Annotated in this window: 14 protein-coding genes and 1 pseudogene; 9 read left to right on the top strand and 6 right to left on the bottom strand. The window is 65.3% G+C overall.

What is annotated here, in order from left to right; genetic code table 11:
• Positions 1-738 precede the first annotated feature (738 nt).
• The 5 genes from BN2476_RS42200 to BN2476_RS42180 all read right to left on the bottom strand — a co-directional run bounded on the left by BN2476_RS42200 (position 739) and on the right by BN2476_RS42180 (position 6,673).
• Positions 739-2,040 carry an NCS2 family permease gene (locus tag BN2476_RS42200; RefSeq protein WP_087740076.1) on the bottom strand — a complete coding sequence of 434 codons (1,302 nt, stop codon included), beginning with the start codon at positions 2,038-2,040 and terminating at the stop codon, positions 739-741.
• A 530-nt stretch (positions 2,041-2,570) separates the two neighbouring features.
• Complete coding sequence (locus BN2476_RS42195; RefSeq protein WP_087740075.1) at positions 2,571-2,822, bottom strand: DUF4148 domain-containing protein; 252 nt, start codon at positions 2,820-2,822, stop codon at positions 2,571-2,573.
• 98 nt (positions 2,823-2,920) lie between these two features.
• A complete protein-coding gene (locus tag BN2476_RS42190; protein WP_087740074.1) occupies positions 2,921-3,691 on the bottom strand; it encodes a slipin family protein in 771 nt (256 codons plus the stop codon).
• Positions 3,692-3,782: 91 nt separating this feature from the next.
• Positions 3,783-5,534 (bottom strand): NfeD family protein, encoded by a 1,752-nt coding sequence (locus BN2476_RS42185; protein ID WP_235851215.1) that lies wholly within the window; start codon positions 5,532-5,534, stop codon positions 3,783-3,785.
• A gap of 71 nt (positions 5,535-5,605) precedes the next feature.
• Positions 5,606-6,673, bottom strand: coding sequence for an AraC family transcriptional regulator (locus BN2476_RS42180; protein ID WP_087740073.1), 1,068 nt, complete (start codon positions 6,671-6,673; stop codon positions 5,606-5,608).
• A 288-nt stretch (positions 6,674-6,961) separates the two neighbouring features.
• On the opposite strand from BN2476_RS42180, the gene BN2476_RS42175 reads away from it, so the two are divergent.
• The 9 genes from BN2476_RS42175 to BN2476_RS42135 all read left to right on the top strand — a co-directional run bounded on the left by BN2476_RS42175 (position 6,962) and on the right by BN2476_RS42135 (position 18,887).
• The gene (locus tag BN2476_RS42175) at positions 6,962-8,095 is read left to right on the top strand and encodes an acyl-CoA dehydrogenase (RefSeq protein ID WP_087740072.1); all 1,134 of its coding nucleotides are present in this window, start codon (positions 6,962-6,964) and stop codon (positions 8,093-8,095) included.
• A gap of 59 nt (positions 8,096-8,154) precedes the next feature.
• Positions 8,155-9,861 (top strand): AMP-binding protein, encoded by a 1,707-nt coding sequence (locus BN2476_RS42170; protein ID WP_087740079.1) that lies wholly within the window; start codon positions 8,155-8,157, stop codon positions 9,859-9,861.
• A gap of 74 nt (positions 9,862-9,935) precedes the next feature.
• Positions 9,936-11,465, top strand: a complete 1,530-nt coding sequence (locus BN2476_RS42165) for a CoA-acylating methylmalonate-semialdehyde dehydrogenase (RefSeq protein ID WP_087740071.1) — start codon at positions 9,936-9,938, stop codon at positions 11,463-11,465.
• A gap of 395 nt (positions 11,466-11,860) precedes the next feature.
• Positions 11,861-12,754, top strand: a complete 894-nt coding sequence (mmsB, locus tag BN2476_RS42160) for a 3-hydroxyisobutyrate dehydrogenase (protein WP_087740070.1) — start codon at positions 11,861-11,863, stop codon at positions 12,752-12,754.
• Positions 12,754-13,560, top strand: a complete 807-nt coding sequence (locus tag BN2476_RS42155; protein ID WP_087740069.1) for an enoyl-CoA hydratase — start codon at positions 12,754-12,756, stop codon at positions 13,558-13,560. The genes mmsB and BN2476_RS42155 overlap by 1 nt, the downstream gene beginning before the upstream one ends.
• Positions 13,557-14,723 carry an enoyl-CoA hydratase/isomerase family protein gene (locus tag BN2476_RS42150; RefSeq protein WP_087740078.1) on the top strand — a complete coding sequence of 389 codons (1,167 nt, stop codon included), beginning with the start codon at positions 13,557-13,559 and terminating at the stop codon, positions 14,721-14,723. Before BN2476_RS42155 ends, BN2476_RS42150 begins: the two co-directional genes overlap by 4 nt.
• A 342-nt stretch (positions 14,724-15,065) precedes the next feature.
• Positions 15,066-15,617 carry a (2Fe-2S)-binding protein gene (locus BN2476_RS42145; protein WP_087740077.1) on the top strand — a complete coding sequence of 184 codons (552 nt, stop codon included), beginning with the start codon at positions 15,066-15,068 and terminating at the stop codon, positions 15,615-15,617.
• A 10-nt stretch (positions 15,618-15,627) separates the two neighbouring features.
• A complete protein-coding gene (locus tag BN2476_RS42140; RefSeq protein WP_087740068.1) occupies positions 15,628-16,629 on the top strand; it encodes an FAD binding domain-containing protein in 1,002 nt (333 codons plus the stop codon).
• Between the two features lie 23 nt (positions 16,630-16,652).
• Positions 16,653-18,887: a xanthine dehydrogenase family protein molybdopterin-binding subunit gene (locus BN2476_RS42135; protein WP_087740067.1), complete on the top strand. Its 2,235-nt coding sequence runs from the start codon at positions 16,653-16,655 to the stop codon at positions 18,885-18,887.
• Positions 18,888-18,906: 19 nt separating this feature from the next.
• On the opposite strand, the pseudogene BN2476_RS42130 reads toward BN2476_RS42135, so the two are convergent.
• Positions 18,907-20,052 (bottom strand): annotated as a pseudogene (locus BN2476_RS42130) (MFS transporter); the annotation flags it as partial.
• Positions 20,053-20,372: the final 320 nt, after the last annotated feature.

Below are 20,372 nucleotides of genomic sequence, written 5' to 3'. Positions count from 1 at the left end.
ACTCTTCTTTGCCGCGGCAAAGAAGAGTAGGCAGAAGAAAGCCGCTCACACCGCCAGTGCTTGACCCTTACCCACGGGCTCTCAACGTCCCCATCGTTCACACAGCAACGTACTGGCCTATACGCGTTGCCAGCGCACTACCAAGCGCCTCATCTGCATCGTGCACCCGAATTACGGCACGCGACCTCAAATATCCCCGGCCCCTTTGCGGCAAACTGTGTGTAGGCATTCGCACCGCACAGGACACCCTCGTTACTCAACGCGCTGCAAGTGCGGGCGGCGTCCTGTGCGACACAGCAACCCATATTCACTACCGACATGCGGCGCTGAAACGTTCGATACCCTTAGCCTTGCCACACGTGCATGAAGTGGGTGAGGCGTATAGCCGGAACGTTGGCAACGAACATAAGTTAGTACGTTGCCGTGTGAAGGACGGGGACGTTGAGGGCCCGTGGGTAAAGGTCAAGGGCTGGCGGTGTGAGCGGCTTTCTTCTGCCTACTCTTCTTTGCCGCGGCAAAGAAGAGTAGGTGCCGCCCCGCACAGGGGCAACGCCCGCGCCGCGAGGCGCATCGCGGATGCCAGGCGGCACGCTGAAATAACCACGCAATCGCGGATGCCAGCGCAGGGCAAGGCAAACGAACGCAATAGCGGACGCCAGCGACAAATCCAAATAACCAAAGCGTCGCAGACAAAAGCCGGTGCAAGCACCTCGCTGCAAGCACCTCGCTGCAAGCACCTCACTCCGATCCCAGATAAAAAAACCGGAACAAAAACACAGCCGCGATAATCCACACGACGAGCTTCACCTGACGCGCCTGGCCCGTCAGCAGCTTGAGCCCCGCATACGAAATGAAGCCGAACGCGACGCCGTTCGCGATCGAGTACGTGAACGGCATCAGCAGCGCGGTGAGCACGGCGGGCACGACTTCCGTCGCGTCGTCCCAGGGCAGGTTGATCATTTCGCGCAGCATCAGACACGACACGTAGAGCAGCGCCGGCGCCGTCGCATAACCGGGCACGACGCCCGCGATCGGCGCGAAGAAGAGCGCCAGCAGGAACAGCACGGCGACCGTGATCGCCGTCACTCCCGTGCGCCCGCCCGCCTGCACGCCCGACGCGCTTTCGATGTAAGCCGTCGTCGACGACGTGCCCAGCATCGAGCCCGCCAGGATGGCCGCGCTGTCCGCCATCAGCGCGCGGTTCAGACGGTGCATCTTGCCGTGCACGAGCAGGCCCGCGCGATTCGCGACGCCCATCAGCGTGCCCGTCGCGTCGAACAGCTCGACGAGAAAGAACACCAGAATCACGTTGAGCACGCCCGTCGACAGCGCTGCCTTGATGTCGAGCTGGAAGAGCGTCGGCGAGATCGACGGCGGCCTCGATACGACGCCGTGAAACTCGTTGCCGCCGAAAAAGAAGCTCAGGATCGTCACGCCGACGATGCCGATCAGAATCGAGCCGCGCACGCGCAAATGATCGAGCGTGACGATCGCGAAGAAGCCGATGATCGCGAGCACGACGTGCGCATCGTGCAGGTTGCCGAGCGTGACGAGCGTCGCCGGATTGCCCGTGACGATGCCCGCCGTCTTCAGCGAAATGATCGCGAGAAAGAGACCGATGCCGCCCGTGATCGCGATGCGGATCGAATGCGGTATGCCCGTGACGATCACTTCGCGCACCCGGAAGAGCGTGACGATCAGGAACAGGCACCCCGAGATGAACACGGCGCCGAGCGCGGCCTGCCACGAGAAGCCCAGGCCTTTGACCACCGTATACGCGAAGTACGCATTGAGACCCATGCCGGGCGCGCAGGCAATCGGGTAGTTCGCATAGAGGCCCATGATCAGCGACGCGAGCGCCGCGACGAGGCAGGTCGCGACGAACACAGAGTCTTTCGGCATGCCCGCGTCGCCGAGGATCGCTGGATTGACGAAGATGATGTAGGCCATTGTGAGGAACGTGGTGATGCCTGCCAGCACTTCCACGCGCAGGTTCGTGCCTGCTTCGTCAAAGCCGAAATACCGTTTTACGGAGTCCATGAGCCGAGTCTCTCGTCGTTTGAAATGTCGTTCGTAACTGCTTGTCGTACCGCTTCGATTTCCGCTTCTTTTCATGCTCTTTGCCGCCGCTCGACGGCATCGTGCGCGAGCAACTGCGGCGCCCTGGGCGAGCGTCACCGGCGCATTGAGGCAGTCGGGGAGCCACGGGCGGATTTAATCACGATTGGTCCGCCATTGCCGCATTGGCAGCGCTTACGCGTTGAGCGTATGCAACACTCTCGCGGCGTGAGCGTGCGACGCGCCAGCCCCGGTCTGCCTCACGGCCTGCGGTGCTGAAACGTGATTTTGTGTAGCGAAGGGGCGTGATGATACCTGACGCGGCGCATCATGTCGGATTACAAGGGGAGTCGCAGCAGGGGAAGGGTGGGGAATAGGCATCCACGGAATGCCGCACGGGGCATTGGCGCATCGTGGCATCGACGAAAGGGATGTTGCCGGCGCCATGCGTGGCGTGCGTCGTCCAGGACGCGCCACGCATGGCGCCCGGTTGTCGTCTGCTACTGCTGTATTTATTGTTGCACGCCCTGCGCCTGGGCACGGCGTTGGGCAACGATGCGTCCCGCCGCGATCGCATTGGCTGGATAGTCGATCCAGTCGAGAGGATCGTAGCCGGCATTGCGCCATTCGATCAGATCTGCTTTGACTTCGGCGCGCGTCTTGGGCTTGTTCTGGTCGTAGACACGCGATGTCTGCGCGAGCGCAGACGATACGCAAACGGCGCCGACGAGCGCACCCAGAACCATACGAGGAATCAGCTTCATGGCAGGGGCCTGAAAAGTTAGGATGACCTGTTTATTTTAGGTTCTGCATCCCCGATAGGTAAGTTTCGCAAGTGAAATGAACCGTTGCATGCTTTGAGTCAATGAGATGGCTTGCCCATCCGGTCGAGCACGGCCGTCAACAGATCGACGGGCAGCGGAAACACGATGGTCGAATTCTTGTCGGCGGCGATGGTCGTCAGCGTCTGCAAGTAGCGCAACTGCATCGCCTGCGGTTGTTGCGCAAGCATCTGTGCTGCCTGCAGCAATTTCTGCGATGCCTGCAGCTCGCCTTCGGCATGGATGACCTTCGCGCGCCGTTCGCGTTCGGCCTCCGCCTGACGCGCAATCGCGCGGATCATCGTCTCGTTGATATCGACGTGCTTGATCTCGACGTTCGATACCTTGATGCCCCACGCATCCGTCTGCGCGTCGAGCACGCGCTGGATGTCGGTGTTCAGCTGCTCACGCTCGGACAGCAGCTCGTCGAGGTCGTGCTTGCCGAGCACGGCGCGCAGCGTGGTCTGCGATAGCTGACTGGTCGCCTCGAAGTAGCGTGCGACCTGGATCACCGCGCGCTCCGGATCGACGACGCGAAAGTACACGACGGCATTCACCTTGACCGACACGTTGTCGCGCGTGATCACGTCTTGCGGCGGCACGTCGAAGACGACAGTGCGCAGATCCATGCGCACGACCTGCTGCACGACGGGAATGATCAGCACGAGGCCCGGACCTTTGACCTTCCAGAAGCGTCCGAGCATGAACACGACGCCGCGTTCGTACTCGCGAAAGATACGTACCGACGAGGCAATCAGCACGATTGCCAGCAGGATCAGGATGCTGCCGAAGCCGAAGGTGAAACCGATCATGTGCGTTCTCCTTTTTGTCGACTAGAGTGGGCGCTTGAGCTGTCGGCTGGAGTTAGCGCTTTAGCACTTACTCCAGCCCCGTGCAGAGCACTTACCCCGGTCCCATGCGAGTCGTTTGCTGTTGAGGGATATCGCCAGCGGGAACGACAGTGAGCGTGAGGCCGCGCCGTCCCGTGACGCGCACGGCATTGCCCGCCGCAACCGGCGCGGTGCTGCTCACGCGCCAGCGCTCGCCATGCACGCGCGCCCAGCCGACGCGCTCGGGCTCGCCATGCAACAGGCTGTCCTTTGGCGATTCCGTCCTCGCGTCCGTTTCGCTGACGGCAACGAGGCCATCGTCGAGCACCACGCCGACGCTGCCGATGATCGCCTCGGCGCCCGTCACGACGGGCCGCCGCCGCGCGCGCAGCACCATCCCCGAGACGCCGAAGATAAAGAGCACGCTGAACACGACGACGGCGGCGATCATCGGCAGCGGAATGCCGTAGCCGGGAAGGTCGGTGTCGATCAGCATCAGCGCGCCGATCACGAACGCGATGATGCCGCCGAAGCCGAGCGTGCCGAAGGTCGGCAGAAACGCCTCGGCGATCAGGAACGCGAGGCCGAGGAAGATCAGGCTAAGGCCGACGTAGTTCACGGGCAGCAGTTGCAGCGCGAAGAGGCCCAGCAGCAGGCTGATCGCGCCCGCCACGCCGGGCAGCACGAAGCCCGGATTCGAGAACTCGAAGAAGAGGCCGTACATGCCGATCATCAGCAAGATCAAGGCCACGTTAGGATCGGTGATGACGGCGAGGAAGCGGCTGCGCCAGTCCGGCTGGAGCGTGACGATGGGCGCATGAGCCGTCGACAGGCGCTTTGCGCCTGCGGACGTCTCGTAGGTGCGGCCGTCCACCTGCTTCATCAGATCGGGGATGTCGCGCGCAATGTAGTCGACCACTTTCTGGTCGAGCGCGTCGTGCGCCGACAGGCTCACCGCTTCGCGCACCGCGCGCTCGGCCCATTCGACGTTGCGGCCGCGCAGTTGCGCGAGCCCGCGGATATAGGCTTCGGCATCGTGAAGCTGCTTGCGCAGCTCCGTCGACTGGCTGTCGAGCGCGAGCGCGCCCGACGCGGCGCTCTCGCTCGCGGCGCTCGCGCCGGAAGCGGGCTTTTCGCCCGGCATGGCGGGCGCCTGTCCCGGCTTCGGCGCGTCCTGTCCGCCGATCCCCAGCTGCACCGGCGACGCCGCGCCAAGATTGGTGCCTGGCGCCATCGCCGCGATGTGGCTCGCGTACGTGATATAGGTGCCCGCGCTCGCGGCGCGTGCGCCGCCCGGCGCGATGTACGTCGCGACGGGCACGGGCGAAGCCAGGATCGCCTTGATGATCTGCCGCATCGACGTATCGAGGCCGCCCGGCGTATCGAGTTGCAGGATCGCGAGTTGCGCGTGGTCGTCGGCGGCGCGGGAAAGGCCGCGCACGATGAAGTCGGCGGTCGCCGGGCCGATCGCGCCCGCGACGGGAATCACGAACACGCTGCCGGGCGTGACGGCCGCTTGTGCGGCATCAGCGGGCCGGACGAGCGATGCGGCGGCGCAGAACGCGAGCGCGAACAGGGCGATCCGGCGCGCCAGCGTCGTGCAGCTGCGAATGGCAGCGCGACGGGCGATGCAGTATGAAATGCGTGCAATACGGCGGCCAACGGAATGTGCAAAACGGGATGCGGCGCTCGGGCCGCAAGCCAATGCTACGCATGCGCCGGCCGCCATCGAGGCGCCGCACGCCGTGCCTTGCACGAGGCGCGCGCGGATCGGCGCGCGCGGTGGACCCGCTTGCCGGGACGGGAGAAGCCGGTACGTTCTCATTGTCGGCGGCCGGCGCGCCGCGACGTATGTCGCGCGGCGCCCCGGCCTGAAAGGGCTGGCCTGTCTTAAGCTTAGTCGGATTCCGCCCGTTCCGCCCGACGGGAGATACCCGCGTTCGCGGCCTGGGCGAGCGCGTTCGCCGCGCGGTAGTCGGTGGGCCGCATTCCCGTCCACTTGCGAAACGCGCGATGAAACGCGCTCGGCTCCGCGAACCCGAGCGTCGCGGCGATCTCGGCGATCGGCTGCCCGCCGCGCTGCAACGCCGCAATCGCAATATCGCGCCGCAGGTCGTCCTTGATCGACTGATACGTATAGCCTTCCTGCTTCAGATGCCGCCGCATCGTCGCCTCGGCGACATTCAGCCGCTGCGCCACCTCGCCCGAGCCCGGCCATGCGGACATCGGCAGCGCGCGCAGCGTCTTGCGCACCCGTGCCGCGAGCGAGCCGGGATTGCGGTACTTGATGATGAAGCTCGCGGGCGCGTCGCGCAGGAACGGCTTGACGGACTTCGTCGTCTGCACGACGGGCAGTTCCAGGAAGTCCGGCGCGAGATCGACGTACGACTCGCTGTGTTCGAACGCGAGGTCGTCGCAGAACATCAGACGGTATTCGTGCGCGGCGGGCGGCTCCGCGCAGCGAAAGCGCGCCTCGATCAACGGGATGCGCCGTCCGACCAGCCAGCACACGAGGCCGTAGACGAGGATGAAGTACGTTGCATATGCAAACATGGCCGGTTGCGGCGCGCCGTCGCGATGGACGAACGCGAGGCGCACGCGGTCGTCGCGCCGGCTGATCTGCACGGACAGGTCGTCGAGCACGAGCCGCATGAAGCCGACGGCCCGCGCGAGCGCCTGGCCGCCGTTGCGGGCCGACAGCGCCATTTGCGTCATCGCGATGAAGCTGCCGCTTTTCATCGCGTGCGTGTCCTGGCCGAAGAACTCGTCGTCGAGCGCGCGGGCAATGTTGGCCCACAGCGCGCCGTACTGCGCCGGTGTCACGCGGCTCTTCGCGCTCGCAAGCATCTGCGGCGCGATGCCCGCCGCCTCGACGATAGGCTGCACGTCGAGTCCGCCTGCGCGAGCGAGTGCCAGCGTCTCTTCGACGAGGCTCACGGAGATCGTGCCTCTTTCTGCTTTCATTCCGTCACGGGTCCTTGCGTAGTTTGGGAGGCGTGCTTTTCGGGGCTGCCGTGGGACGCATCTGGCAAATCCGCTCACTTCGATTACTGGGAATGCTGTCATTTTGCCGCATCAGGGTCGCAGCCGATGTCCGGATATGGCAAATGCGCTCACGCAGATTGATCGGACGCGGCATCGAATCGCGCTCGCGCCGCGCCTACACTGGGTCCCGACGATCGTGCCGCAAGACCTCTGAAGCAGGCGCGAAAAAAGACACAGAGAAGCACACGGAGACGCAAGGCGGCACACATGGACGAGTTCTACACCGACGAACAACGGATGATCCGCGACGCGGCGCGCGACTTTTCGGTCGAGCGCCTCGCGCCCAACGCGGCGCAATGGGACCGCGACGGCCAGTTGCCCGCCGACGTCGTTACGCAGATGGGCGAGCTCGGCTTTCTCGGCATGATCGTTCCGCCCGAATGGGGCGGCTCCTACACCGATTACATCGCCTACGCGCTCGCGCTCGAAGAAATCGCCGCCGGCTGCGCGGCCTGCGCGACGCTGATGAGCGTGCACAACTCGGTCGGCTGCGGGCCGATCCTCAACTTCGGCACCGACGCGCAGAAAGACCGCTATCTCACCGATCTCGCGATGGGCAAGCGCATCGGCGCGTTCTGCCTGACCGAGCCGCACGCGGGCAGCGAAGCGAACAACATCCGCACGCGCGCCGTGCTGCACGACGGACAGTGGGTGCTCAACGGCAGCAAGCAGTTCGTGACGAACGGCTCGCGCGCCGGCATCGCGATCGTGTTCGCCGTCACCGATCCCGACGCGGGCAAGCGCGGCATCTCGGCCTTCATCGTGCCGACGGACACGCCGGGCTTCAACGTCGGCCGCCCGGAGAGCAAGCTCGGTATTCGCGCGTCGGACACGTGCCCGATCTCGCTCGACGATTGCGCCATCCCCGAAGCGAACCTGCTCGGCGCGCCGGGCGAGGGCCTGCGCATCGCGCTGTCGAATCTGGAGGGCGGGCGCATCGGCATCGCGGCGCAGGCGATCGGCATTGCGCGCGCGGCATTCGATGCCGCCCGTGTGTACGCGAACGAGCGCATCCAGTTCGGCAAGGCGCTGAAGGAGCATCAGACCATCGCCAACATGCTCGCCGACATGGCCACGCGCCTGAACGCCGCGCGCCTGCTCGTGCATCACGCGGCGCGGCTGAGGAGCGCGGGCCGGCCGTGTCTGTCGGAGGCGTCGCAGGCAAAGCTGTATGCGTCGGAAGTGGCCGAAGAGGTGTGCTCGAAGGCGATCCAGATTCACGGCGGCTACGGCTACCTCGAAGACTATGCCGTCGAGCGGCATTACCGCGACGCCCGCATCACGCAGATCTACGAAGGCACGAGTGAAGTACAAAGAATGGTTATCGCGCGGCACGTTTGAGCGCAGAATAAACCGCCAATAGAGCGCGCGCACCCGCGCCGACAACGATGGAGACGACGATGACGGCAGCCCAAGGCTTTTTCGACGCGCGCGACTTCTTGTTGCGCCACCGCACGGACTATCAGCGCGCGTACAGCGAATTCCGATGGCCGGAACTCGGAGAGTTCAACTGGGCGCTCGACTATTTCGACGTCGTCGCCAAGGGCAATGACAACCCGGCGCTATGGATCGTCGACGATCCGGCGCAGGAGGGCCTCAAGCTCTCGTATGCGCAGATGTCGGAGCGCTCGTCGCGGATGGCCAATTTTCTGCGCGGCCTGGGCGTCACGCGCGGCGACCGTCTGCTGCTGATGCTGCCGAACCGCGCCGAGCTATGGGACGTGATGCTCGCGTCGATGAAGCTCGGCGCCATCGTGCTGCCCGCCACCACACAACTGTCGCCCGACGACGTGCGCGATCGCGTGCAGATCGGCGGCGCGAATTTCGTCGTGGTCGATAGCGCGGAGACGGGCAAGTTCGACGGCCTTGACGCGAAGCTCACGCGCATCTCGGTCGGCGCACCGCGCGAAGGCTGGGCGGATATCGCCGCTGCGTACGACGCATCGCCTTCCTTCACGCCCGACGGCGTCACGCGCGCGGCCGATCCGATGCTGCTGTACTTCACGTCGGGCACGACCTCGAAGCCGAAACTCGTCGAGCACACGCATCAGAGCTATCCCGTCGGCCATCTGTCGACGATGTACTGGATCGGCCTGCAACCGGGCGACATCCACTGGAACATCAGCTCGCCGGGGTGGGCAAAGCATGCATGGAGCTGCTTCTTCGCGCCATGGAATGCGCAGGCGTGCGTGTTCGTCTTCAACTTCGCGCGCTTCGTGCCGAAGGAAACGCTCGATGTGCTCGTGCGCTGCAACGTCACGACGCTGTGCGCGCCGCCCACCGTGTGGCGCATGCTGGTGCAGGAGCCGCTCGCGTCGTATCCCGTCAAGCTGCGCGAGATCGTCGGCGCGGGCGAGCCGTTGAACCCGGAGATCATCGAGCGCGTGCGCCATGCCTGGAACATCATGATCCGCGATGGCTACGGGCAGACGGAAACCACCTGTCAGATCGGCAATCCGCCAGGGCAGCCCGTCGTGCCGGGATCGATGGGGCGTCCATTGCCCGGCTATCGCGTCGAGCTCGTCGATGCCGACGATCATCCCGTCACAGAAGGCGAAATCGCCTTGCCGCTCACAGAGCGTCCGCTCGGCCTGATGACGGGCTACGCGAACAACGCGAAGGCGACCGAGCACGCGATGCGCAACGGCTACTACCACACGTCCGATGTCGCGATGCGGCGCGACGATGGTTATCTCGTCTACGTCGGACGCTCGGACGATGTGTTCAAGTCGTCGGACTACCGGCTGAGCCCGTTCGAGCTCGAGAGCGTGCTGATCGAACACGAGGCGATTGCCGAAGCGGCCGTCGTGCCGAGCAACGACCCACTGCGTCTTTCCGTGCCGAAGGCGTTTGTCACCGTGCGTCAGGGCTACGAGGCGGGTCCCGAGCTGGCGCGCGACGTGTTCCGCTTTTCGCGCGAAAAACTTGCGCCGTATAAGCGCATTCGCCGCCTGCAATTCAGCGATCTGCCGAAGACGATCTCCGGCAAGATCCGCCGCGTCGAATTGAGGCGCCGCGAACTGGAGCGCACGGCGGAGCCCGCGCGGCTGCCGGGCGAGTATTGGGAAGAGGATTTCCCTGAGCTGCGCAACGGTAACGGCAACTGAGCGGCAACTGAGCGGTAACCGAGCGGTAACTGAAGCTCGCCACCGATCGATATTCATTTCAGGAGACATTCAGCATGAGCGCAATTCCAACGACTGTCGCAGGCCAGAAAGTCGACACCGTCAAGCTGCTGATCGACGGCGAGTTCGTCGAATCGAACGCGACCGAGTGGCGCGACATCGTGAACCCGGCGACGCAGCAGGTGCTCGCGCGCGTGCCGTTCGCGACGAAAGAGGAAGTGGACGCCGCGATCCGTGCCGCGCACGCCGCATTCGCCACGTGGAAGAACACGCCGATCGGCGCGCGCATGCGCATCATGCTGAAGTACCAGGCGCTGATTCGGGAGCACATGCCGCGCATCGCGAAGACGTTGACGGCCGAGCAGGGCAAGACGTTACCCGATGCCGAAGGCGACATCTTCCGCGGCCTCGAAGTGGTCGAGCATGCGTGCTCGATCGGCACGCTGCAACAGGGCGAGTTCGCGGAGAACGTTGCGGGCAGCGTCGACACGTACACACTGCGCCAGCCGATCGGCGTATGCGCGGGCATCACGCCGTTCAATTTCCCCGCGATGATTCCGCTGTGGATGTTCCCGATGGCGATCGTCTGCGGCAACACGTTCGTGCTGAAGCCGTCCGAGCAGGACCCGCTGTCGACGATGCAACTTGTCGAGCTCGCGATCGAAGCGGGCGTGCCGAAGGGCGTGCTCAACGTCGTGCATGGAGGCAAGGAAGTCGTCGACGCGCTGTGCACGCACGAACTGGTGAAGGCGATCTCGTTCGTCGGATCGACGGCCGTGGGCACGCATGTCTATAACCTGGGCAGCCAGCACGGCAAGCGCGTGCAGTCGATGATGGGCGCGAAGAATCATGCCGTCGTGCTGCCCGACGCGAACCGCGAGCAGACGCTGAACGCATTGGTGGGCGCGGGCTTCGGCGCGGCGGGGCAGCGTTGCATGGCGACGTCGGTGGTGGTGCTGGTGGGCTCTTCGAAGGACTGGCTGCCCGAACTCGTCGAGAAGGCGAAGACGCTGAAAGTGAACGCGGGCCACGAGCCGAAGACCGACGTCGGGCCGGTGGTGTCGCGCACGGCGAAGCAGCGCATTCTGGGATTGATCGAAGCGGGCGTGAAGGAAGGCGCGAAGCTGGTGCTCGACGGCCGCAACGTGAAGGTGTCCGGCTATGAGGACGGCAACTTCGTCGGCCCGACGATTTTCGGCGATGTCACGACGGAGATGGAAATCTACAAGACGGAAATCTTCGGCCCGGTGTTGTGCGTGATGACGGTGCCGACGCTCGACGATGCGATCGCGCTCGTCAACGGCAACCCGATGGGCAATGGCGTCGGTCTCTTCACGCAGAGCGGCGCGGCGGCGCGCAAGTTCCAGAGCGACATCGACATTGGGCAGGTGGGCATCAACATTCCGATTCCGGTGCCCGTGCCGTTTTTCAGCTTCACTGGCTCGCGCGGCTCGAAGCTCGGCGACCTCGGCCCGTACGGCAAACAGGTCGTGCAGTTCTACACGCAGACGAAGACGGTGACAGCGCGGTGGTTCGACGATGCGACCGTCAATGACGGCGTGAATACAACGATCAGCCTCCGATAGTTTCGATCCGGTCTGCGACGCACAGCACTTATTCACTAGCGATAGGGCGGAGGATTTTGGATGCCGCTCGCCGTGGCGCACGAGAGTGAAGCGGGTGAGGCATTGACCAGTGCGATTGCAACGAACGCGGGTCAAGGACGTTGCCGAGTGAAGGATGGGGACGTTGAGAGCCCGTGGGTAAACGTCAAGTACTGGCGGTGTTAGCCCGCTTTCTTTTGCCTACTTTTCTTTGCGGCGGCAAAGAAAAGTAGGTGCCGCCCCGCATAGGGGCAACGCCCGCGCCGCGAGGCGCATCGCGGATGCCAGCGGCAAGCTGAAATAGCAACGCAATCGCGGATGCCCGCGATAAGGGCAAAAGAAGCCAGCGTCGCAGACATAAAAGAGGACATCTTGATATGAAAATCGCCTTCATAGGCCTGGGCAACATGGGCGCGCCGATGGCGCTAAACCTGCTGAAAGCGGGCCACGCACTAAACGTGTTTGATCTGAACGCGCAAGCAGTGCAATCACTGGTCGCTGCGGGAGCAAGCGCAGCAACATCACCGAAAGCCGCGTCAACCGACGCCGAATTGGTCATCACGATGCTCCCCGCAGCGGCACACGTCAAAGCCGTGCTGACAGGCGAAGAAGGCATCCTCGCGGGCATCGCGAAGAACGTGACGATCGTCGATTCGAGCACGATCGACCCGGCCAGCGTGAAAGCCTTCGCCGAACTGGCGAATCAGAACGGCAACACGTTCGTCGATGCGCCCGTCTCGGGCGGCACAGGCGGCGCAGCGGCGGGCACGTTGACGTTCATGGTCGGCGGCAGCGCACAAGTCTACGAGCAGGTGAAACCGGTCCTCACATCGATGGGCAAGAACATCGTCCATTGCGGCGACACGTCGACGGGACAGGTCGCGAAGATCTGCAACAACCTCGTGCTCGGCATCACGATGGCGGGCGTCTCCGAAGCGATGGCGCTAGGCGTTGCGCTCGGCATCGATCCGAAAGTGCTCGGCGGCATCATCAACACGTCGACGGGCCGCTGCTGGAGTTCGGACACATACAACCCGTTCCCAGGCGTGATCGAAACGGCGCCGTCGACACGCGGCTACACGGGCGGCTTCGGCACCGATCTGATGCTGAAGGACCTGGGCCTCGCCACCGACGCCGCGAAGCTCGCGCGTCAACCCGTTTATCTCGGCGCGCTCGCGCAGCAGCTCTATCAGACGATGAGCACGAAGGGCGCCGGCAAGCTCGACTTTTCCGCAGTCATCAAGCTGTATCGCAACGATGGGGACGCTTAATGATCGAACTCGAATACGCGCATGAAGGCAGCGTCGCGCTGCTGACGTTGAAGCGCCCGCCCGCCAACGCGTTCACGCCCGAAGGCCTGTTGAAGTTGCAGCAGATCGTCGGGCGCCTGAACGGCGAAGCGCAAGTCCGCGCCGTCGTCATCACCGGCGATGGCCCGAAGTTTTTCAGCGCGGGCGCCGATCTCAACACGTTCGCCGACGGCAACAAGGAAGTCGCGCGCATCGCGGCCTCGCGCTTCGGCGCGGCGTTCGAAGCATTGCAGAATGCGCGGCCCGTCGTGATCGCGGCGATCAACGGCTATGCGATGGGCGGCGGGCTCGAGTGCGCGCTCGCGTGCGATATCCGCGTCGCCGAGCAGCACGCGGTGATGGCGCTGCCGGAGACGGCCGTCGGGCTGCTGCCGTGCGGCTGCGGCACGCAGACGCTGCCGTGGCTCGTCGGCGAAGGCTGGGCGAAGCGCATCGTGCTGACGGGCGAGCGCGTCGACGCGGCGACGGCGTTGCGCATCGGCCTCGTCGAGGAAGTGGTGGAGAAGGGCGCGGCGCGCGAGTTCGCGCTGAAGATGGCCGCGCGCGTCGCAGGCCTGAGTCCGCAGGCCGTCACGTTCAGCAAGGCGCTGATCCAGCAGGCGCGCAACGGCGTGCCGCGCGCGGCGGCGCTCGCCGTCGAGCGCGAGCGTTTCGTCGATCTGTTCGACGGCGCGGATCAGCGCGAGGGCGTCAATGCGTTCCTCGAAAAGCGCGCGCCGCAATGGCAGGCGGCGCAAGCGAAGCGATCCGAGGAGTCGCAGCGATGAGCGCCGTTCTCGAGCAACAACGGGCGGCCGAACCGGACGTGCTGTTTCGCGTCCTCAATCGCGTCGCGATCGTCACGCTGAACCGGCCCGCCGCGCTGAACGCGCTGTCGCACGAGATGGTGCGCGAGCTGGCCGCGCTGATCGAGCGCTGCCGCACCGATAGCGAGATCGTCGCCGTGGTGCTGCGCGGCGCGGGCGCTAAAGGCTTCTGCGCGGGCGGCGACGTGCGCGCGCTGCACGCGATGCGCGAGCGCAATGAAAGCGGCTGGCAACAGTTCTTCATCGACGAATACCGGCTCGACTACGCGCTGCATCGGTTTCCGAAGCCCGTCGTCGCGCTGCTCGACGGCATCACGATGGGCGGCGGCATGGGGCTCGGCCAGGCGGCGCGGCTGCGCATCGTCACCGAGCGCACGAAGATGGCGATGCCGGAGACGCGCATCGGCTTCTTGCCCGACGTCGGCGCGACGTGCTTTCTGAGCGTGATGCCCGCCGAAGTCGAGCTGTATGTCGGGCTGACGGGTGCGACGCTCACGGGCGCGGACGCGCTGCATGTCGGTCTCGCCGATCTGTGCGTGCCGTCCGAATGGCTCGATACGTTCGAAGAGCGCCTGTTGCGCATCGCGACGGCCGGCGCGAGCGCCGACGAGCTGATGCGCGCGCTGCGCACCGTGTTCGAGCCGCCGTGCAACATCGTGCCGCACGCCGGGCTCGGCGCGTTTTCGCAGTTGATCCTGCGCCACTTCGACCGGCGCTCGGGCATCGAGCGCATTGTCGCGACGCTGCGCCAGGATCTGGAGCGCGAGCATTCGCCCCAAATGATGGGCCAGCGCGAGGTGCGTCAATGGCTGCAGGCGACGTATGACGCGATGACGTCGCATTCGCCGACCATGCTGTACGTCACGCGCGACGCGCTGCTGCGCGGCCGTCAGATGACGCTCGCCGAATGCTTCAGGATGGAACTGGGCATCGTCACGCGCGCGATCGAGGAGGGCGACTTCAGCGAAGGCGTGCGCGCGCATCTCGTCGACAAGGACCGCAAGCCGCGCTGGGCGCCCGCGACGCTCGCCGAAGTGCGGCCCGAGCGCGTGCGGCATTTCCTTGCGTCGCCGTGGCGCGTGGATGCGCATCCCCTCGCGGACCTCGGCGCGCAGCAGGCGTGAGCTTCGCTGCGTATCCGGTGCCGCGCGCTCAGAAGCGATCGCCGACGCCGCCTGGCAGCACGTCGGTATCGCGGCAATAGCGCGCCACGACGCGTTTCGCGCTGCCGCTGACCATCAGGCATCCCGCTTGCTCACCCTTCCAGGTTGACGCCCGCCGGCCGGAGCGCGGCGTTCCGCATTGGCACGCCATCGGCGCGTTTGCGGATCGACGCCTATACTTTGCGCTTGTCCATCGGTGCTTCACGGTTCCGCGATACCGTCGAGGATCGTGACCTGCGCCATCAGGCATTCGACAGCTTTCTTCCGCTCGCTCCGTTCCGGTTGCCACATGGAGATGCCCCGATGCCCCACACTCTCGCCCGACCCGAAGACACCCAGCAGGAAGCCGGCCAGGACGCCGCCGCGCAGCCCGGCCAGCCTGTTTCACCCGTCGCGATCCCCGTCGAACTCAACGTGAACGGCACGCAGTACGCGCTGTCGCTCGATCCGCGCACGACGCTGCTCGACGCGTTGCGCGAGCATCTGCATCTGACGGGCACGAAGAAAGGCTGCGATCACGGTCAATGCGGCGCGTGCACCGTGCATGTGAACGGCCGCCGCGTGAACGCGTGCCTCTCGCTCGCCGCGACGCACGCCGAGGACACGATCACGACGATCGAAGGCATCGGCGAGCCCGACGCGCTGCATCCGATGCAGGCCGCGTTCGTCGAATGCGACGGCTACCAATGTGGCTACTGCACGTCAGGCCAGATCATGTCGGCCGTCGCGCTGCTCGACGAAGCCATCGGTCCCGACGACGCCGACGTGCGCGAAGCGATGAGCGGCAACCTGTGCCGCTGCGGCGCGTATCAGAACATCGTGACGGCCATCCAGACCGTGCGCGGCAAGCGCTGAGGAGGCCGCGATGGAACTCTTTCAGCTCTCGCGCGCGAACGACGTGCGCGATGCCGTCGCGGCGTGCGCCGCTTCGCAGACGGCCCAGCAGGGCGCGCACGTGCGCTTTCTCGCGGGCGGCACGACGCTGCTCGACCTGATGAAGCTCGATGTCGAGCGGCCGGCTCGCGTGGTCGACATCAGCCGGCTGCCGCTCGATCGCGTCCAGACGACGGACGACGGCGGCATCAGGATCGGCGCGATGGTGCGCAACGCCGATCTCGCAATGCACCCGCTCGTTCACGAGCCTTACGCGGTGCTGTCGCAGGCGCTGCTTGCGGGCGCGTCGGCGCAACTGCGCAATATGGCGACCACGGGCGGCAATCTGCTGCAACGCACGCGCTGCGTCTATTTCCGCGACACCGCGATGCCGTGCAACAAGCGCGTGCCCGGCTCGGGCTGCTCCGCGATCACCGGGTTCAACCGGACCATGGCGATACTCGGCACGAGCGACGCGTGCATCGCCACCAATCCGTCCGATATGAACGTTGCGCTGACGGCGCTCGGCGCGACGATCGAAGTCGAAGGCGCAAAGGGCGCGCGCAGCATTCCCATCGACGACTTCTATCTGCTGCCCGGCAATACGCCCGATCGCGAGACCGTCCTCGAACCGGGCGATCTCGTCACGCACGTCACGCTGCCGCCCATTCCGGGCAGCCGCTCGCTGTATCTGAAGCTGCGCGACCGCGCATCGTATGAGTTTGCGCTGGCGTCGGCGGCCGTCGTCGTCAACGTGACGGACGGGCGCATCACGCGCGCGCATGTCGCGCTGGGCGGCGTCGGCACGAAGCCGTGGCACGCGACCGAGGCGGAGGCGGAGCTTGCGGGCGCCGTTCCCGATGCGGCGAGCTTCGCGCGCGCCGCCGATGCCGCGCTTAGCCGTGCGAAACCGCAGAGCCAGAACGGCTTCAAGATCGAACTCGCGCGACGCTGCCTGATTCATGCGCTCACGCAGGTCACGCAGTCCGTCTGATCCCTTTTCGAGGACTTCTTTCCATGTCCACTGTGTCCGAATCCTTGCTGTCCGTGCTCGGGCAGCCGCAGTCGCGCATCGAAGGTCCGCTGAAAGTGAGCGGACGCGCGCAGTACACCTCCGATATCGACTTACCCGACATGCTGTACGCGGTGCCCGTCTGCGCGACGATTGCGAGCGGCCGCGTGACGTCGCTCGAATTCGCCGCTGCGCAGGCGATGCCCGGCGTGCGGATGATCCTGCATCGCGGCAACATCGGCCGCTTCTATCGTATTGCGGGCAATTCGATCGACACCGGCTTCGTCGACGAAGCGCGGCCGCCGTTCGACGACGACGTGGTGCGCTACTACGGCCAGTACGTGGCTGCCGTCGTCGCCGATACATTCGAGGCGGCGAGCGCCGCCGCGGCGGCCGTCAAGGTCGGCTACGAGCGGACGGCGTATGACGTCAGCGCCGAACTGAAGGCGAGCGGCGAGCTGCACGCCGAGAGCGAGCGCGGCGACGCAGCCGCCGCATACGAGCGAAGCGAAGTGAAGCTCGATGAAACCTACGTGACGCCCGTCGAAACACACAACCCGATCGAACTGCACGCGAGCATCGCGCACTGGGACGGCGACAGCTACACGTTCTACGAGACCACGCAGGCGGTCACGAATCATCAGGGCACGCTGACGCAGATGCTCGGGCTGCCGAAAGAAAAAGTGCGCGTGATTTCGCGCTATCTCGGCTCGGGCTTCGGCGGCAAGCTGTGGGTGTGGCCGCATACGCTGCTCGCCGCGGCCGCGTCGCGTCACACGGGGCGGCCGGTGAAGCTCGTCGTGAGCCGCAAGATGATGTTCCAGAACGTCGGCCATCGTCCGACGACGCAGCAGCGCCTGCGTCTTTCCGCCGACAAGAGCGGCAAGCTCACGTCGATTCGCCACGACTACCTGAACCACACCGCGATCGCCGACGACTACCAGGAAAGCTGCGGCGAGATTACGCCGTTCCTCTACAGCGTGCCGAATCTGCGCGTGAGCTCGGGGTTCGCGCGGCGCAACGTCGGTTCGCCGACGGCGATGCGCGGGCCGGGCGCCGTGCCGGGACTGTACGCGCTCGAATCGGCGATGAACGAGCTGGCGCGCAAGCTCGACATCGATCCCGTCGAGTTTCGTTTGATGAACGAGCCGAAGGTCGACGAATCGACGGGTTTGCCGTTTTCGTCGCGGCATTTCGTCGAGTGTCTGAAGACGGGTGCCGAGAAATTCGGCTGGGCAAAGCGCACGCCCGCAGTCGGCTCGATGACGCGCGACGGGCTGACGCTCGGCTGGGGCGTCGGCGGATGCGGCTGGCCGGGACTGCGCTTTTCGGCCGAGGCGATCGTCGATCTGCGAGCGGACGGCACGGCGCGCGTCGTGTGCGGCACGCAGGACATCGGCACGGGCACGTACACGATTCTTGCGCAACTGGTCGCCGGTCACACGGGCATTCCGCTCGACAAGATCGAAGTCGGGCTCGGCGATACGATGCTGCCGCTCGGGCCCGTATCGGGTGGTTCGGCGGCGACGGCTTCAGTGATTCCCGCCGTGTTGCAGGCGGCTCGCGCGGCGACTGACATGGTGCTGGCGCGCGCCGTCGCAATCGGCGAGTCGCCGTTTCGCGGCGAAAAGGCTGACGCGCTCGCGTTCAGCGCGGGGCGCGTGCATCGCAAGACGGATGCGGCGGAAAAGGGCGTGCCGTTCGCGCAGATTCTGGAAGCGGCAAGAATGCATTCGGCGACGGGCCGGGGCAGCGCGAAAGGCGGCTTCGACGATCCGCTGAAAAAGGATTACTCGATCTACTCGTACGGCGCGCATTTCGCCGAGGTGACGTGGCAGCCGGAGATCGCGCGGCTGCGCGTGAGCCGCGTCGTCACGGTGATCGACGCGGGGCGCATCCTGAACCCGCGCGCCGGGCGCAATCAGATCGAAGGGGCCGTCGTGATGGGCGTCGGCATGGCGCTGTTCGAGCACACGATGTATGACGCGCAAAACGGCGCGCCGATCAACAGCAATCTCGCCGATTACATCGTCGCGTCGCATGCGGATTCGCCCGAGATGGACGTGACGTTTCTCGATCATCCCGATCCCGTGTTCAACGAACTCGGCGCGCGCGGGATCGCGGAGATTGGGCTAGCAGGCATTGCCGCCGCCATCACCGATGCCGTGCATCATGCGACGGGTGTTTGCGTGCGCAAGCTGCCCGTGATGATCGAGGATTTGCTAGGAAGCGAAGCGTAACGGTCAGGGGTCGGGAGGCTTACGCCTCGCCAACCACCTCCGCTCCCGCAGCGGGCGCTGCCTCGACGCCCGCTGCATTCTTCTCGTCCCTTGCGCTCTTCACGCGCCCGATCCATGCGCACGCGAACACGGCGCCCGCTGTCGCGAGCCAGCCGACCGTGCCATAACCGGCGATGTGTCCGTGCGCGTCCGTCGACAGCAGCAAGCCGCCGAACCATGCGCCGCAGCCCGTGCCCATCGCCTGCACGGCGCTGTTCGCGCTAAGGAAAGCGCCGCGCGTCTGCGGCGCGGGCACGGTCGTGAGCAGCGCCTGCATCGGCACCATCCGCGACGACATCGCGACCATGAAGAACGGGAAGAACAGCACCATCGCGTAGAACGGCACATCGGGCAAATGCGTGATGAACAGCACGGGCAGCACGGACAGCAGCGCGGCGATGTGGAACACCTGCTTCTTGCCGAAGCGATCCGTGAGCTGTCCGACCCGGCGCGACGTGCAGAACGTCGCCGCGCCGCCCGCCATGTACAGCCACGACAGATTCGCGGGTGCGACGCCGTGATTCGCGACGAGCGTCGGCGCGATGAACGGGATCACGAGCATGTGCGCGACCATCACGACGAACGTCAACGCGAATGCATTGAGATGCCGCGCATTTGCAAAGAGCGCCCGCAGATCGGGCAGCACCTGCGCGAGCGGCGTGCGCTGCTTCTGCAGGTGCGCGGTCAGCGACGGCACGATCCGCAGACCGCCGAGCCAGATCGCGCACGACAGCGCGACCAGCAGCACGAACGGCGCAGCCCAGCCGAAATGCGCGCCGAGCATTACGCCAGCGGGCACGCCCGCGATCGCCGCGAGCGAGAACGCAGTCATGATCGTGCCCGTCGCGGCGCCCCGGCGCGAGACAGGAATCACGTCGCCGACGATCGCCATCACGACGGAGCCCAGCACGCCGCCCGTGATGCCCGCGAACGCGCGCGCCGCGAGCAGCAGCGGATAGTTCGGCGCGAGCGCGCAACCCAGGTTCGACAGCGCGAACAGCGCATAGATCGTGAGCAGCAGACGCCGCCGGTCGAAGCGGTCGATGTACGTCGCCCCGAAGAGGCCCGACAGCCCCGAGCACCACGAGTACGCCGACACGGCCGTCGCGATGCGCGCGGGCGAAATGGTCCGGGAACCATTAAACCTTAACTTTGGAAGGTGTTAAGTGCCGATTCTTCCATTTGCGAGGCGGCGAGTTCTGGAGTTGGTTTCAATGAGTCGTCGCCAGATAAGTCTGTAGTCGTTATGAAAGGTACATTACTCACGTCGGCTGGCGAAATACTGAGGATCGTAGCGGCCCACCCAACCTCAGCTGGTTCGGAGCAGAGGCCCGATTTTCGGCCTCAGCTGACACTCACGGGTCCACGTTTGTGAGGCAGCTCGGAGTTTGCGGATTCAACCGGTCGATGCAACACACTAGCGATTGCGCAAGCAGTAGGAGTGTT

The organism is Paraburkholderia piptadeniae (genome assembly GCF_900007165.1).
Lineage (GTDB): Bacteria > Pseudomonadota > Gammaproteobacteria > Burkholderiales > Burkholderiaceae > Paraburkholderia > Paraburkholderia piptadeniae.
This window is presented reverse-complemented; position numbering and strand designations above follow the sequence as displayed.